At 37.0% G+C, this 12,900-nt stretch carries 14 protein-coding genes, 1 tRNA gene and 2 pseudogenes; 10 read left to right on the top strand and 7 right to left on the bottom strand.

Annotation, left to right across the window (positions count from 1 at the left end; translation table 11 throughout):
* The first annotated feature begins 65 nt into the window (after positions 1-65).
* The 3 genes and pseudogenes from JO40_RS05645 to JO40_RS05635 all read left to right on the top strand — a co-directional run bounded on the left by JO40_RS05645 (position 66) and on the right by JO40_RS05635 (position 2,172).
* Positions 66-138, top strand: a tRNA-Ala gene (locus tag JO40_RS05645).
* A gap of 44 nt (positions 139-182) precedes the next feature.
* Positions 183-1,896 (top strand): annotated as a pseudogene (locus JO40_RS15195) (hypothetical protein).
* 3 nt (positions 1,897-1,899) lie between these two features.
* Positions 1,900-2,172, top strand: coding sequence for a glutaredoxin domain-containing protein (locus JO40_RS05635; RefSeq protein ID WP_044978488.1), 273 nt, complete (start codon positions 1,900-1,902; stop codon positions 2,170-2,172).
* A gap of 120 nt (positions 2,173-2,292) precedes the next feature.
* On the opposite strand, the gene JO40_RS05630 is transcribed toward JO40_RS05635, so the two are convergent.
* The 3 genes and pseudogenes from JO40_RS05630 to JO40_RS05620 all read right to left on the bottom strand — a co-directional run bounded on the left by JO40_RS05630 (position 2,293) and on the right by JO40_RS05620 (position 6,246).
* Positions 2,293-3,360: a peptidoglycan DD-metalloendopeptidase family protein gene (locus JO40_RS05630; RefSeq protein ID WP_044978487.1), complete on the bottom strand. Its 1,068-nt coding sequence runs from the start codon at positions 3,358-3,360 to the stop codon at positions 2,293-2,295.
* A 115-nt stretch (positions 3,361-3,475) separates the two neighbouring features.
* Positions 3,476-4,495 (bottom strand): ornithine cyclodeaminase, encoded by a 1,020-nt coding sequence (locus tag JO40_RS05625; protein ID WP_044978486.1) that lies wholly within the window; start codon positions 4,493-4,495, stop codon positions 3,476-3,478.
* A 126-nt stretch (positions 4,496-4,621) separates the two neighbouring features.
* Positions 4,622-6,246 (bottom strand): annotated as a pseudogene (locus tag JO40_RS05620) (peptide ABC transporter substrate-binding protein).
* 203 nt (positions 6,247-6,449) lie between these two features.
* Here JO40_RS05620 and JO40_RS05615 point away from each other — a divergent pair.
* The 7 genes from JO40_RS05615 to JO40_RS05590 all read left to right on the top strand — a co-directional run bounded on the left by JO40_RS05615 (position 6,450) and on the right by JO40_RS05590 (position 9,115).
* A complete protein-coding gene (locus JO40_RS05615; protein WP_010693105.1) occupies positions 6,450-6,752 on the top strand; it encodes a BrnT family toxin in 303 nt (100 codons plus the stop codon).
* The gene (locus JO40_RS05610) at positions 6,736-6,951 is read left to right on the top strand and encodes a BrnA antitoxin family protein (RefSeq protein WP_010693108.1); all 216 of its coding nucleotides are present in this window, start codon (positions 6,736-6,738) and stop codon (positions 6,949-6,951) included. The genes JO40_RS05615 and JO40_RS05610 overlap by 17 nt, the downstream gene beginning before the upstream one ends.
* A gap of 93 nt (positions 6,952-7,044) precedes the next feature.
* Entirely contained in the window at positions 7,045-7,623 is a 579-nt protein-coding gene (locus tag JO40_RS05605) for a tetratricopeptide repeat protein (protein WP_044978485.1), read from the top strand.
* 26 nt (positions 7,624-7,649) lie between these two features.
* Positions 7,650-8,141, top strand: coding sequence for a hypothetical protein (locus JO40_RS05600; protein WP_044978484.1), 492 nt, complete (start codon positions 7,650-7,652; stop codon positions 8,139-8,141).
* A gap of 14 nt (positions 8,142-8,155) precedes the next feature.
* On the top strand, positions 8,156-8,323 hold the full coding sequence (locus tag JO40_RS13880; protein WP_158506573.1) for a hypothetical protein: 168 nt from the start codon (positions 8,156-8,158) through the stop codon (positions 8,321-8,323).
* A 161-nt stretch (positions 8,324-8,484) separates the two neighbouring features.
* Complete coding sequence (locus tag JO40_RS05595) at positions 8,485-8,739, top strand: hypothetical protein (protein WP_044978483.1); 255 nt, start codon at positions 8,485-8,487, stop codon at positions 8,737-8,739.
* Complete coding sequence (locus JO40_RS05590) at positions 8,705-9,115, top strand: type II toxin-antitoxin system VapC family toxin (protein WP_044978482.1); 411 nt, start codon at positions 8,705-8,707, stop codon at positions 9,113-9,115. The genes JO40_RS05595 and JO40_RS05590 overlap by 35 nt, the downstream gene beginning before the upstream one ends.
* Positions 9,116-9,172: 57 nt before the next feature.
* Here the strand turns inward: JO40_RS05590 and fliP are convergent, their stop codons facing one another.
* The 4 genes from fliP to fliM are packed head-to-tail and all read right to left on the bottom strand — an operon-like array spanning position 9,173 to position 12,898.
* The gene (gene fliP, locus JO40_RS05585; protein WP_044978481.1) at positions 9,173-9,952 is read right to left on the bottom strand and encodes a flagellar type III secretion system pore protein FliP; all 780 of its coding nucleotides are present in this window, start codon (positions 9,950-9,952) and stop codon (positions 9,173-9,175) included.
* Between the two features lie 31 nt (positions 9,953-9,983).
* The gene (gene fliO, locus JO40_RS05580) at positions 9,984-10,643 is read right to left on the bottom strand and encodes a flagellar biosynthetic protein FliO (protein WP_044978480.1); all 660 of its coding nucleotides are present in this window, start codon (positions 10,641-10,643) and stop codon (positions 9,984-9,986) included.
* Between the two features lie 25 nt (positions 10,644-10,668).
* Positions 10,669-11,871, bottom strand: a complete 1,203-nt coding sequence (fliN, locus tag JO40_RS05575; protein ID WP_044978479.1) for a flagellar motor switch protein FliN — start codon at positions 11,869-11,871, stop codon at positions 10,669-10,671.
* On the bottom strand, positions 11,864-12,898 hold the full coding sequence (gene fliM, locus JO40_RS05570) for a flagellar motor switch protein FliM (RefSeq protein WP_044978478.1): 1,035 nt from the start codon (positions 12,896-12,898) through the stop codon (positions 11,864-11,866). The genes fliN and fliM overlap by 8 nt, the downstream gene beginning before the upstream one ends.
* Positions 12,899-12,900 lie beyond the last annotated feature (2 nt).

Below are 12,900 nucleotides of genomic sequence, written 5' to 3'. Positions count from 1 at the left end.
CGGATAATTCTTTAAATACACTTGACATAGTATTAGCTTTATTGATATAATCCTTTCGTGTTGATGGGGATATAGCTCAATTGGTAGAGCGCTTGCATGGCATGCAAGAGGTCAGGGGTTCAATTCCCCTTATCTCCAGTTGGTATATTATCGGCGTATTGATTTAATAAGGCGGCTAATCAGTGGATTCGACAACAGAAATAGATCTTGATGAGCTTCTCAAAGATGTAGTAATGCCTTCCGGCAGCAGCACTGCACCATCTTCCTCTACGCCCGAAGGACTTGACTTTGATATAAATCAGGCTAATCCTTTTCCAAATATAAAAGCCGGAGGTCTAAGCAAGGAGACTATGTTTTCAATGGCTCCTGAAGCGAGGGGCGAAAAAAAAAGAGACCCGAGCGAGCCTGATCTTACCTTAACTCATTTTGAAAAAGTTGAAAAATTTTTTTCTGATACCCCGCACACTTTGTTTGATACTGCTGAGTTTTACAAGACAGTTTTAAAAGGCGAAGGCGAGAATGCTCAGCGTCTTCATGCAGCTCTTACTAAATTTTTAACAGCTACAGACCCTAAAGATCGGAGCGTATTCAGGCAGCAAGTAGAATCTTCTTATTGGAATCTTGTTTCCGATATGATTATGAAAATAGCCTCCGGAAAATCTTCAAAAGAAAAGCAATATGCAGTAAGGTACGGACTTGTTCTTCCTACCCTTTTAACCACAGAACAAAAAAATATGTTTGCAAAAATAATAGACGAGAATACATATTGTGAGGCCGTATATTATTTGGATGAATGGTTCAGAGAAATAGGAATAGGAAAAATCACCCCTTCGGCAACAGACGAAGTTAAAATTTCAAAAAGAGACGATAACTCAAGATTTAATCAGCTTTTAGAAAAGGCAAAGGGAAAACTTCAAACTGCCGATAATTTGCTAAGAGCAAAATCGGAAGAAATCAGCCGCTTTGAAGACTCCATAAAACAGCAAATTGACAGCATGTTCTCTCATGATATGCTGGCTAATTTTTCCAACGTAAAATCGCCTTATTCAGAATCTCAAAAACAGCAGATCATGCAAATAAACGAAAAGCTGAAAAAAACTTCTCAATTCTGATAAAGAGTTGCAAAGCTGCATTTCGGATTATAAAGAAGCCGATGCGGATGTACGCAGCTTGAGGGAAAAGGCCGATGCTTCCGGAGGAATCACGACCAATATGTCCGGGGCTGAAGGAGAATTCGATACCGTAAAACAAATGGCTAAGATGACATGCGGACGAAAAGGCAATCACTTTCCGATTTTATCCCGTGAATATTTTAGAAGCTCATCAAAGGAGCTAGGTACCCGTGAAAATGTTTTAAGAGAACTGAAGTGGCTTGAAGACATAGATGTTCAGGCTTATTGCCGTCAATATAAAAATCAACTAAACCGAATACCGCCCTTTGTTATCTTAGTTCCGACTTACGGGGATATAGGTTTTTGCTGGGAACCCTTTGACCGCTATAATAGGGTTACAAGTAGAGGAAGGATAGTAATTCCGATGTATCCTAAAAGTCTAAAAGTTTCGCTCTTAATGGCTACTGCGGATTTACGCTGGCAGGTTGCTAAGGAAAAAGCCTCTTACTACTGGATGGAAGAAGGTTTGACCGGCAATTATTACCAATGGTTTCAAAACCAAAAGCTAAAAGGCGACATAAAGGAATATTTTATTCAGGATTATATAACTTGGATGATAAAAGAAAGCGAAGGCATTCAAAAATTAGACAAGGAAGTTAGAGAAGTGTTTTGGCGGTATATGCCCTTTTCTGACTCGATTAAGGCAAAACTCAAGGATAGGGCATTGGTATATCAGGAGCTTTGCCAAAGAGATTTAAACCGCCAAATGTCGGATGGGTACTAAAATATGAGAAAACAATTATTTTTATTCGGTAGTAAATTATGCCCCGATTGCGGGCCTGCAAAGGAATATTTAGAAAGAAAAGGAGTAAAGTTCCGTTATTTTGACATTACTGAAGACTTAGGTTATCTAAAGTTTTTGTTAAAGTATCGGGATGAAAGGGCTGAATTTGCTCAGCTCAAAAAGGAGGGAAAAATCGGCATTCCATGCTTGATGGTTGGAGACGGCGAAGAGTTTATATTTGACGTTAAAGAGGCTGACCTGTCAAAATGGTCTTAATCTATTGACTGTCTTATGACTATCTTTACACTAACTTATGCCGATTGGTATTTAGGCTAATCCTAAATACAACCCAGCAGGACGTGATAGAACACGGCCTGCTTTTTTATGTATAATTGCTTACTTTAATACGGTCAAAGGGTTAATGAGTTTTCCGTTTTTATATACGGAAAAATGAACATGCGGGCCTGTAGAGCGGCCTGTACTTCCTACTGTTCCTATAATACCGCCCTGACTTAGAATTTGACCCCGCTTTACTTTTATTGTGTGCATATGCCCGTACATTGACTGATAGCCCCCCGAATGAGTAACTATCACATAATTACCATAAACTGAAGAGTAGCCTGTATAAGAGACCGTACCGTCAAGGGTCAGTTTAATCGGGGTTCCAATGGGTGCTGCTATATCTATACCTGTGTGAAAGCTCTTTCTTCCGGTAAAAGGATCACTTCTGTATCCAAATGGAGAAGTCAGCCTTCCTATTATCGGATAAATAAAAAGTTCCCCCAAAGCCTTTTTAAGCTCGAAAGAGCTCATAGATGCACCGGGAATAAATAGCTTTTGACCTATACTTAGGGTCTGATTTTCAAGATCGTTTGCATCCAAAATTGCATTAAGAGGTAAGTTATATTTTTGAGCAATCGAACTTAAAGAATCCCCCTTTGCGGCCGTATAAATAAGTCCGTCAATCGAAGGAATAATCAGTTTTTGCCCTATTCTCAACTTTTTTGCGCTGCTTATTTCGTTGACTGAAAGAAGTGTTCCCAAATTCTTAAGGCCGAATTTTTGAATAATGCCGCTTACCGTGTCTCCTTTTGAAACCATATATTCTTCAAAGTCAACGGCAGTAATAAAATCCGGTACATCTGCCGGAGAAAAACCGATTTTTTCGGAGGCTTCTGTTTGAAGAATATCATCTCCCTTTGAAATATCAGCCGACGGCATAACATATTGGCGCATTGCATTCATAGAGGAAGGGTCTTCCCAAAACGCTATAGGTTTTATCGATGAAACGCCCCAGTTCAGCCTTAAAATCGAAAAATAAAAAAATATAAATCCTGCTGTCAATATCACTAAAAGCCCTAAAACAATAAAAGATTCATCCTTTGACGTTAAGACTCGATTTTTTACGGATTTTTTATATGTATTATTATGATGCACTGTATCGGCATAGGTTATGATATCCATATTACCTATATCGGCATAAAAAAATATGGTTTTAGATAAATATGAAGTGAAAAAAAGGTTTAAGATTTTTTAAAACCTTAAACCTTTTATAAAGATTATCCCAAGTATGCAAAAACTATCTCAACATACCGTATAAGTTTTTCGGATTTTCCAAAACCGGAACCAGCTCTTGGGGTATTCCGACATTTTCATCTTTTGCTATATCATACATCAGGCGAAGAATCGAAAAATCTTCCAGAGCAAAACCTACGGAGTCAAAAATAGTAATTTCGTCATGTTTGCGGTTGATGGGCTTACCTGTTTTAATTATATTCCAAATTTCGGTAACCTTAAAGCTATCATCCATATGCTGAATTTCGCCCTCAATTCGGCTCTGCGGCTCAAATTCTACATAAACATCACCCATAAAAAGGACTTTTGAATCAAGTTCGGTTTTTCCGGGGCAGTCGCCTCCTACGCCGTTTATGTGCATACCGGGCTCAACCATATCGGGGGTAATTATAATGGCATTTTTTTTATCGGCCGTAATCGTGGTGATAATATCTACTCCTTTACAAGCCTCTCTTGTGCTGCCGCATTTGATAAGTTTTAGGCCCTTTACATTTTTAAGATTATCCATAAGTTTATCGGTTGCAGCAGGATCTACATCATAGCAGTAAATTTCCTCTATGCCCAAAATATGGTGAAAGCCGAGAGCTTGGAATTCGCTTTGGCATCCGTTTCCGATAAGGGCCATTTTTTTCGGATTCGGTTTTGCAAGATATTTTGCAGCCATTACCGATGTTGCAGCAGTCCTGATCGCTGTCGTCAACGTCAATTCGCTCAGAAGAAGCGGAAATCCCGTAGAAACTTCAGCTAAAACTCCGATAGCCATAACCGTTAAAAAATTGTGTTTGGGGTTTTCGGGATGACCGTTTACATATTTAAAAGAATAGGTTTTGGAGTCTCCTATGGGCATAAGCTCAATAACCCCGACTGGGCTGTGATGAGCCATTCTTGGAACCTTATCAAAGTCATTCCATCTTTTGTAATCTTCTTCCAAATAAGGAATAAGCCGTTTAATAACAGTTTCGGCACCGACAGATTTAAGATACTTTGCCATCGTAGGCAAATCAATATACTTCGTTTTCAACATAAGCCTCCATGTGTTGATTGTATACTACTATGCTACCTCATTTTATAGCTTTTGTCCACTAAAAAATATTGATTTGTCAAAATTTTATGAAAATAAATTTTAATCCCGTATTTAATTATAAGGATATCAATCCGATATAAAGGCATATTTTAAATTATAAGTCCCCGGATAAAATTGTTTAACACCTTTTAATTTTTTTGCATAAAAATATTATAGGTCTGGTTGGCATAAGGAGAAATGCCGCATTCTTCAGTCACTAAAATCATTTCCGCTTTTTTAAAAAGTTCCAGCTTTTCGTTAAAATCGGAGCTTTTTTTTGCTCTTTGTACAAGATCAGCATATTCCTTGTTTTCCCAGCCTATCGGAACTATTTTATTCCCGGGTAAAAATAAATCCAAATAACGGGCAGGCGTATCAATACCTCCGCCCCATGATTTAAAGCCTGCTTGATAGTCAAGGGTTTTGTTCCGTTTTTTAAAAACCGTCCCTTCAACCTTATCAAGCTCAACATTTACGCCTAAAACATTTGAAAGCCTATTTTGCAGATACTCATCAAATTTAGAGCTTTCATTTGAAGGAAACATTATAGAAATTGTTATCTTTGAAGGATCATCTCCAAGCCCCAATTCCTTTAAGCCCTCAATAAAATGTGCCTTAGGATCAGGAATTTTTTTTATCAATTCTTGAATCGGCTCACCTGCAAGGGTTCGGTAATTTTTACCTTCAAGCTCGGTGGCGATCGAAACAAAACCGTAGGCCGGTTTATAAATATCGTCAAACAGGTCGGTACAAATTTCTTTTCGGTCAAGACTTGCCGAAAGAGCTTGGCGAATTTTTTTGTTTGAAAACAGCTTATCCTTTTGGTTCATAAAGATATATTGAACGCGGCTGTCAACTCCGTTTATTTCGGCAAAGCGGTTTTCTTTTTTCAGCTTATTTATCCAGCTTATGGAATAAGCATTTGCAATATCGATGCTGCCGTTTAAAAGCTCACCGAGGGCGGCATTTTCTTCATTTATTATTTTAAATGTAAGAGCATCTATTTTTACATTTTTAGCATTCCAAAATTTTTCGTTTTTAACAAGCTCAATCTTGCTGTTATGCACCCAAGTTTTTACTTTAAAAGCCCCGCTGCAAATTATTTTTTCGGCCTCGCTGCCGTAGGATAGCCCGAATTCTTTTATAATATCTTCCCTTTGCGGCGGAATTTTTGCAGCAAATTCATGAAGATTTTTTATGGGATTTTCAGTTACGATTTGAAGAGTTCTTTCGTCAAGAGCCTTGATTCCTATTTCGGAGTAGTCCAGCTTACCCTTTAAAATATCTTGAGCATTTTTAATATAGTCGTAATACATTGCCATAGGTGAAGCAGATTCGGCATTGATGATACGGCGAATACTGTAAACAAAGTCTTCAGCCCTTATCTTTACGCCGTCAGACCAATAGGCCTCACGCAGCTTAAAAGTCCATTCCGTATAATCGACATTATGAGTCCAAGACTCGGCAAGGGCCGGAAGAATTTTTATCTCCCCATTATCTTCAGTTAAAATATCGGTCAAATTTTCGTTTATATAGTCCAATATTATAAAAGAGTACCTGTCTGAAGCCTTTGCAGCATCCAAAATACTCGGTTCCGCACCCAATGAAGCCGTAACAGTTTTAGGCTCATCAATTTTCTTATTACCCCCGCAAGCAAAAAAAAGCAGCACCAGTGCTGCCAACAAAAAGAAAAACAATTTTCTACCTTTCATATATAAACCTCGGCTGACAATATAACAAATTTTAAATAATTCTTCCAGCAGGCAAACACATTTTATTACTTTTAATAGAAATAAACGAAATACAAACATACAATCGGATTTAATAAAGTAAATATATAAGGAAAGGTATCAGATCTTTTTATATCAATGATAGTTATGTTTGACAAATGGCTTAAAATAGTTATAATATAATTATGAAAATAAGATTTGAATGGGATTTTGAAAAAGCGGAAATAAATTTAAAAAAACATAAAGTTTCTTTTGAAGAAGCTGAAAGTGTTTTTTACGATCCCAATGCAATTTTAATATCAGATCCGGAACATTCGGATGAAGAGGACAGATTTATTATTTTAGGAGTAAGTAATAAATCAAAAATACTGGTTGTATGTCATTGCTACCGAGTGAATGATGAAGTTATAAGAATAATTTCTGCAAGAAAAGCAACAACCAATGAAAAGAAGCAATATGGAGGAGATAAAAATGAGAGAAGAATATGATTTTTCAAATGCAACAAAAAATCCATATATTGGAAAACTATCAAAACAACAAATAACAATTAAACTTGATGATACTGTGATTGAATATTTTAAGAATATGTCCGAAGAAACAGGAATGCCATATCAAAATATTATCAATTACTATTTGCTTGATTGTGTGAAAAACAAGAAACATTTACAGGTTTCTTTTGCAAAATAAAAAACACAGACCCGCTTCAACCTGACATTGCAGACAAGCTGCAAATACAGGTTAAGCGTTAGTTAGATGAATGCTTCGCGTGGAGGATAAAAAATGAATAGAACGCTCTGCTTAAAAATACTTTACGGTATAATACTTGTATCACTGGGTACCATTGTTTATTGGAGCATATCAAATACTAGCAAGAATTATCACATTATTATTGGTTTACTTTTGCTTATACCGGGAAGAATAAGTAAATACTTTTATCAAGATTTCTATACAGGTAGAATGTATATGGATAAGAATGATTTTGATAAAGCATTATATTACTTCTTAAAATTTGAACTATGTATTGAGGAAAAACCATGGAAAAAAGCTATTCTCTGGCTGACATGGCCTATTTATACCGTAGATGCTTTAGCCATGGTTAAACACAATATTAGTTCTATTTATATAAGTAAAGGAGAATATGAAGAAGCAGAGAAATATATTAAAGATGCTTTAAGTATTGATAATAAGTATCCACTTCCATATTTAAATCTTTCTGTTATTAACATGGCTAACGATAAAAAAGAAGAAGCCATGAATAATATTAAAAAGAGTATAAAACTGGGAATGAATAATAGTAAAGTAGATAAGATTATAAGAAACATGCAGTCTGTCTATGCTAATATTCAATCTGGTAAGTAAGTTTCTATAAATAAGGTGTATAACAAATGGCAATAACGATGATAACAACTCTTATGCTGATGGTGTTTTATTTTCTTTTGTTGTATGGAGGAGTGGCTTTTGTTCAAAACAAGAAGTTTTTTTCTTCAGCCCCCAAAGATGTTTATGATGCTGTTCCTGACCGAAAAGAAAGATTTCACGGTGCCCATATAATCGGTTGGATTATAATTGCAATTGCTTTTCTTATCCTTTTGGCTGCATTTATACTTGGAGCATGGGACGGAATTCATAATAATTTTAATTTTATTGAGTTCTTCATAAGATTTTTAATTATGCTTTACGGAATGGAAACTTTCGACATTGTGTTTTTCGATTGGGTTCTTCTCTGTCATTCAAATTTCTTTCCTCATTTTTATCCGGAAGTTAAGGACATAGTAGGTCCGCATTTATTTGGATATAATTGGAAAACACATGTTATGCATTACATTATATATATTCCGATTTGTGCCGCACTAGCGTGGGTGTGTACTTTGTTTTAGGAAGCCCATTTGTTATGGAAAAAGAATTAATACTGATTATATTTGGAGGTATTTGGATAATCATTTATTATTGGTATTTTACAAATAATAAAATTACTTCAATAACAAATGAGCAAAAATTCGAGTTTGAGTATCTTTCAAAAATTAAAACCAGTCTACCCATAGCACAAATTAATAGCTGAGTTTTTCGAATAAAAAATGGAATGACAAAACCAAGCCAAATTTAGAAAGTGTATAGGTTTTAATATATACGACTCAAACACTTAAGATTGCATTCAATTTTTGTTAGATAGGTGTTTTCTTATTGAAAGCATGATATAATGGAATCGATTAGGAGGCTGATATGTCTGATATTGCTTATTCCTATTTTAATCAGTTGGACACTCTTGAATTACCGGACTTAGAAATACTTTCTAAAAGGATAAATACATTAATTTTTTATAAAAAAAAGACTAATGCTTCATCAATTGAAAGCGGATTGTCTTTTTTTGATAGTATAAAAGGCAGTGTAAAACGTGAAATAGACACAGCAAAAGAACTTTCTGAAGCACTGGATGAAAAATATGCGTATTCTCATTTATACGAACATAATTCTTGACCTTGTACAAGACAGGGAACCTTATTCTGAAAATACTTCAAGAATAATTAATTCTTGCATTACAGGAGAAAATAGAGGGTATATTTCATCTCATTCATTGGTCGATTTATTTTTCATCTTACGAAAAGATAAGACAGTAGAAGAAAGAAAAGCGTTAATTTTAAACTTATGTAAATTTTTCACTATAATTCCAGAAGAAAATAAGTATTTTGTTTCAATTTGTAATAATCATGATTGGAATGATTTAGAAGATGGGCTTCAAATGCAGTGTGCAGAAGCAGAAAATATTGATTACATAATTACTCGTGATAGGGAAAATGGATTTAAAAACTCTCCGGTCAAAACTATAAATCCGGAAGAATTTTTGAAATTATAAGGATATAATCTAAGCCCACACCTTAACCTGACATTCGTTTTGTACGAAATGAGCTTTTTATAAAAACGATTCAAATAATTTACCGAAAAGGAGACCCCAGCCGTCAACCATAACAAAAAGAATGAGCTTAAACGGCATCGAGATTTGAATAGGGGGTAGCATGATCATACCCATAGACATAAGTATACTCGCTACAATCATATCTATTATGATAAAGGGCAAGTATAAAAATATTCCTATCTGAAAAGCTATTGTAAGTTCATGTAAAATAAACGCTGCAATCAAAATGTGGGTCGGCACATCTGCAAGGGTATTCGGTTTTGGAAGTTTTGCCATGGACATAAAGGTTCTGATATGCTCAGGATTTTTTTGCATTTGCTTGTACATAAAATACCTCATAGGCTTTTCCGCCTCCCTATAGGCTTCTTCTATTCCGATTTGGCCATCACTCATAGGCTTATAAGCATTGTTGTATATTTGGGTAAAGGTCGGCCACATTATAAAAAGGGTCAAAAAAAAGGCTATACCATTGAGAACCTGAGTAGGCGGTACTTGCTGTAAAGACAAGGCTCTTTTGACAAAATCCAAAACAATGCTCAGGCGCAAAAAGCTCGTCATCAGCATCAAAAGACTGGGAGCTATCGAAATAAGAGTAATAAAAAGCAAGAGCTGAACGGAAAAGGCAACATCCTTATTTGTCGAAGGTTCCCTTATCGAAAAATCGATAAAAGGAATACGGCCTGCTTGCCTGTTAGGATCGGCATCGGTTCTTCCTGCCGTAGTGCCGTCAGGAAAATTCGCTTGAGAAAAAATCTGAACCGGAATAAAAAGAATCATAATAAAAAAGATTGGAATTAAAAACTTTTTTTCATTCTTTCTCCTCCGGTACTTGAGACTTAGCAGCCTTATTTAATCTTTCTCTTTGCGCCTCAAAAAAATTTACGTCAACACTATTGTTTTTTGAGCCCTTAAAAACGGAAGCCAACATAGAAGCAAAGTCTTGTTTAGGCGAAGAGCTTCGCCTTTCGGCATCTAAATTCATAGTATCAATAAGGGTTTTATCTTCAACCTCGCCTATCATATTTATTGAAGAATCCGTAACACCTACAATGTATGCTTTTTCGCCCAAAGTAACTACATGGATACTTTTTCCTTGAGCAAGATTTATTGAAGCAACGCTTTTTAGATAAGGACTATCTGAAGAAAACGATAGTGAAGATTTTTTTAAAAACTTCAATACAACATAGGCTAAAACACATACTACAACTAAGGATATAAGTACACGTAAAAGATTTAAAACAGGAGACTGAGTTCTTTCTGCAACATTTAAATTAAACCCGGTTTCATTTTCTGCGGGTGTAGAATTATCTCCGGTTTCGCCGATATTATCTGTTGTTTTTGCATCCAATAAAATACCCGACTCTGAAGGCAAGGAATCCTCATCCGAAGAAGTCCCGCCGGTTTCTGCAAATAACAAGACTGAAAACAAAAAGAAAAGAATAAAAAACAGCTTTTTCCCAAAGCTCATTAAAAGCCCCCACCCGATTTTTAATTTATATATCCGAAATACGCTCTGACGGAGATAAAATTTCGGTTATACGCACCCCGAAACTTTCCTCTATAACTACAACCTCGCCCTTTGCTATAGGCTTATGGTTTACAAGCACATCTACAGGTTCACCGGCAAGTTTGTCAAGCTCAATAATATGACCTTCTCCCATTCCGAGGATTTCTTTAATCATGCGCTTTGTGCGTCCTAATTCTACGGTCATCTCCATGTAAACGTCCATGATAAGACCGATATTACCTTGCTCCTCCTGACTTACAAAACCTTGGAGGGGCGGAAATTGAACAGGCTGAACATTAGTGCCCATTCCCATTTGTGGCATCATGCCCATATTATTCATAGCCTGCATATTTCCTCCTTGCTGAGGCGATCCTTGGGACATTCCGGAACCGAACGTTTGCTGTGCAGGGGCTCCCATATTTTGTACCGTTCCCATCTGCATACCGCCAGCCATTCCGTTTTGCATTGTACTCATTTGCATGCCCCCCATTGCAGACATGCCTTGCATTCCGGCATTGCTTCCGGTTGCTTGGGAGGGATCGGGACCTGCAATCGTCGAGGTTATTTTATCAACAACATCTTCAGTAAGAATCTCCCATAACTGGTATGAAGAATTATCAAGCTGCATATTATAAGTTACGCTTATAAAATTGCTTTGAGGTAATCTCATCATAGCCTTAGGAACATGCAAAGATTCTGCCGGAGCAGATGAAACACCGGTAAGCCCTGCCCGCTCAAGATAACTAAGTTCAGTTCCCACATATTGTGCTATGGTCTCACTTATAACCGAAAGAGCCATGTCATCTATTTCTACACTATCTTCATGATTGACCAAGCTGACTATCTTTTTTGCCAGCTCAGGACTCATCATAAAGGCATGATCACCTGCCATAGCCCCGGAAAAATCAATGAGCGTAGCAACAACCATTTCCGATACTTTTCTTAAGAAGTTTTCTCTATCGGAAAATTCAATCACAGGTTCCGAAATACTGACATTTTTACCTGTCATTGACTCCAAATTAGAAGATAATCCGGGAACATTTTCTTTTACAAATTGAAGCAAGGCTGTTTTTTTAAAACTTGTCAAATCATCACCTGAGCCTGCCGCAGGAGCCGGTGTAATTCCGCCTCCGCCTACTCCGGATAACAAAGCATCTATTTCATCTTGAGAAATTGAACCATCACTCATACAACTCATCTCCTTCCGATGTTAATTCTTCGAATTCATCACCGCTAATATCTTCTATTTTTTCCAAAATCTGAACTGCTAACTTTTTCCCTTTCACACCGGGCTGACAGGAAAATTTAGGTCTGCTGCCTACAGTCAACTTAAAGGGATCTCCTACCCTGACATTGGGTAAACGGACAACATCTCCAGCTCTCAAGTTAAGAACGTCTTTGATGGAAACATCCAAAGACCCTACCTCGGCAATCATATCTACTTCAACCGAAGAAAGTTTATCTTTAATTGCAGCCGCATATTGTCCCGTCGATGCCCTTCTAACCGAAGAAAACCAAAATTGTGTCGATAGTTTTGATATAATCGGTTCAAGAGTTATGTAAGGCAAACAGATATTCATCATTCCTTCTTCTTCTCCGACCTTAGTTTCCAAGGTTACCAAAAGAACCATTTCCGACGGAGTTACAATCTGAACAAACTGAGGATTAGTATCTATGTTTCCTAAACGGGGACGTAAATCGACTACAGTTGTCCACGCCTCCCTCATATTTGCAAGAATACGTACTATAACGCCTTCCATAACCGAACTCTCAATTTCGGTCAATTCCCTCTGAACCTTTGAACCCTGTCCCTTACCGCCGAATAAGCGGTCGATAATTGAAAAGGTAACCGAGGGGTCTATCTCCAAAAGGGCACTTGCCCTTAGGGGATCCATGTTTATAATCGCCAAAGTCGTCGGCGTAGGTATTGATCTTATAAATTCTTCATACGTAAGCTGTTCTACGGTTGCCACGTGAACATGAGCCATGCTTCGCAGCTGAGCGGAAAGAGAGGTGGTTGTAAGACGTGCAAAGGTTTCATGCATCATCTGTACCGTCCTCATCTGCTCTTTAGAGAATTTATCGGGACGCTTGAAGTCATAAATTTTTATTTTACGGGTGTCATTGACGGCTCGAAAGTCCTCTGTCTCCGTATCTCCTGAGCTTATTGCGGTGAGAAGCTGATCTATTTCATCCTGCGAAAGAACTTCTGTCATGG

Source organism: Treponema putidum, from assembly GCF_000755145.1.
Lineage (GTDB): Bacteria > Spirochaetota > Spirochaetia > Treponematales > Treponemataceae > Treponema_B > Treponema_B putidum.
Note: the sequence above shows the minus strand (reverse complement) of the source record. Positions and strands in the feature narration are given on the sequence as shown.

Coding starts and splice junctions, on each gene's coding strand:
- JO40_RS05635 (WP_044978488.1), top strand. CDS start 1,900: ATGAGAAAACAATTATTTTTATTCGGTAGTAAATTATGCCCCGATTGC.
- JO40_RS05630 (WP_044978487.1), bottom strand. CDS start 3,360: ATGGATATCATAACCTATGCCGATACAGTGCATCATAATAATACATAT.
- JO40_RS05625 (WP_044978486.1), bottom strand. CDS start 4,495: ATGTTGAAAACGAAGTATATTGATTTGCCTACGATGGCAAAGTATCTT.
- JO40_RS05615 (WP_010693105.1), top strand. CDS start 6,450: ATGAAAATAAGATTTGAATGGGATTTTGAAAAAGCGGAAATAAATTTA.
- JO40_RS05610 (WP_010693108.1), top strand. CDS start 6,736: ATGAGAGAAGAATATGATTTTTCAAATGCAACAAAAAATCCATATATT.
- JO40_RS05605 (WP_044978485.1), top strand. CDS start 7,045: ATGAATAGAACGCTCTGCTTAAAAATACTTTACGGTATAATACTTGTA.
- JO40_RS05600 (WP_044978484.1), top strand. CDS start 7,650: ATGGCAATAACGATGATAACAACTCTTATGCTGATGGTGTTTTATTTT.
- JO40_RS13880 (WP_158506573.1), top strand. CDS start 8,156: ATGGAAAAAGAATTAATACTGATTATATTTGGAGGTATTTGGATAATC.
- JO40_RS05595 (WP_044978483.1), top strand. CDS start 8,485: ATGTCTGATATTGCTTATTCCTATTTTAATCAGTTGGACACTCTTGAA.
- JO40_RS05590 (WP_044978482.1), top strand. CDS start 8,705: ATGCGTATTCTCATTTATACGAACATAATTCTTGACCTTGTACAAGAC.
- fliP (WP_044978481.1), bottom strand. CDS start 9,952: ATGATTCTTTTTATTCCGGTTCAGATTTTTTCTCAAGCGAATTTTCCT.
- fliO (WP_044978480.1), bottom strand. CDS start 10,643: ATGAGCTTTGGGAAAAAGCTGTTTTTTATTCTTTTCTTTTTGTTTTCA.
- fliN (WP_044978479.1), bottom strand. CDS start 11,871: ATGAGTGATGGTTCAATTTCTCAAGATGAAATAGATGCTTTGTTATCC.
- fliM (WP_044978478.1), bottom strand. CDS start 12,898: ATGACAGAAGTTCTTTCGCAGGATGAAATAGATCAGCTTCTCACCGCA.